Origin of the sequence: Kitasatospora sp. NPDC057542, from assembly GCF_042801945.1 — a bacterium.
Taxonomy (GTDB): domain Bacteria; phylum Actinomycetota; class Actinomycetes; order Streptomycetales; family Streptomycetaceae; genus Kitasatospora.
This window is the reverse complement of the sequence record NZ_JBHVFE010000824.1, coordinates 1-1558: the sequence shown is the minus strand read 5'-3', so window position 1 is coordinate 1558 and position 1558 is coordinate 1. Positions and strand designations below refer to the sequence as shown.

2 protein-coding genes are annotated in these 1558 nt (G+C 72.7%); both read left to right on the top strand.

All coding sequences use genetic code 11. The features are described from left to right. The first annotated feature begins 242 nt into the window (after window positions 1-242). The gene (locus ACFU7Y_RS43855; RefSeq protein WP_380772051.1) at window positions 243-701 is read left to right on the top strand and encodes a peroxiredoxin; all 459 of its coding nucleotides are present in this window, start codon (window positions 243-245) and stop codon (window positions 699-701) included. A 222-nt stretch (window positions 702-923) separates the two neighbouring features. After that, complete coding sequence (locus ACFU7Y_RS43850; protein ID WP_224284049.1) at window positions 924-1499, top strand: TerD family protein; 576 nt, start codon at window positions 924-926, stop codon at window positions 1497-1499. Window positions 1500-1558 lie beyond the last annotated feature (59 nt).

Genomic DNA, 1558 nt, shown 5'->3' with positions numbered 1-1558 from the left:
GGAATCCCCTCCGGCGGGGCCCGCTGCCTGTCCGGCGCCCCGGCCGGCCCCGCCCCCGCGGCGGGGCCCCGGCCGGCCTCGCGCCGGTACCCCGGGTCGGCCGCCGGGCCGTTCGCTGACGGCGAACGGGCGGGGCCGCGGCCGCCCGCCTCATCCGTTCGGCCGAGCGGCCGTAAACGAATGCGAGGATGTGGCCTGCTGCGCCCGCCGCGCGGCGCGGTCGCGTCAGAAAGGTCCCGCTCATGGCCATCGAGGTCGGCACCCAGGCTCCGGACTTCGAGCTCAACAACCAGCACGGCGAGGCCGTCCGGCTCTCCGACTTCCGCGGCGGCAGGAACGTCGTCCTGGTCTTCTACCCGTTCGCCTTCACCGGTGTCTGCACCGGCGAGCTGGGCGCGATCCAGCGGGAGCTGGCGGGCCTGCAGAACGACACCGTGCAGGTGATCGGCCTCTCCTGCGACTCGCAGTTCTCCCAGCGGGTCTTCGCCGACCGGGAGGCGCTGGAGTTCCCGCTGCTGGCCGACTTCTGGCCGCACGGCGAGGTCGCCCGGGCCTACGGCGTCCTCGACGAGGAGCGGGGCTGCCCGCTGCGCGGCACCTTCGTGATCGACACCGCGGGCACGGTGCGCTGGAGCGTCGTCAACGGCCTTCCGGACGCCCGGGACGAGCAGGAGTACCTGAAGGTCCTCGCAGCGCTCTGAGACCCCCGCCCGGGGCCTTGAGTGGCGGGGGCACACCCTCGCGGCACCCGCCGGCCGAGTGCCGTGAGGCCGTGTCCGGCCTGATCAGGGGTGCGGACGGGAACCCCGTACTACGCTCTGGCCGTTGGCGGGGTGGGGCGCGGGAGCCGATGGGCCTCCCGCCGCCCGGGACCGCACCACCGGGGGCACCACTGGACGTGCCTCCCGATTCTTGGAGGACTAGTGGGAGTCAGCCTCAGCAAGGGCGGCAACGTCTCGCTCACCAAGGAGGCACCGGGCCTCACGGCCGTGGTCGTCGGCCTGGGCTGGGACGTCCGGACCACCACCGGTGCGGACTTCGACCTGGACGCCAGCGCCCTGCTGTGCAACGCCCAGGGCAAGGTCGCCTCGGACGGCAACTTCGTGTTCTTCAACAACCTGAAGAGCCCGGACGGCTCGGTCGAGCACACCGGCGACAACCTGACCGGTGAGGGCGAGGGCGACGACGAGGCGATCAAGGTCAACCTGGCCGGCGTGCCGACGGACGTGGAGAAGATCGTCTTCCCGGTGTCGATCTACGACGCCGAGACCCGCGGCCAGAACTTCGGCCAGGTGCGCAACGCGTTCATCCGCGTGGTGAACCAGGCCGACAACTCGGAGCTGGCCCGCTACGACCTCTCCGAGGACGCCTCCACCGAGACCGCGATGGTCTTCGGCGAGCTGTACCGCAACGGCAGCGAGTGGAAGTTCCGCGCCATCGGCCAGGGCTACGCCTCGGGCCTGCGCGGCATCGCGCAGGACTTCGGCGTCAACGTCTGAGCCCACGCCGGCGCCCTGCGGCGCGGGCTTCGCGCCGTTCTCCCGGGGCGGCCCCGGAC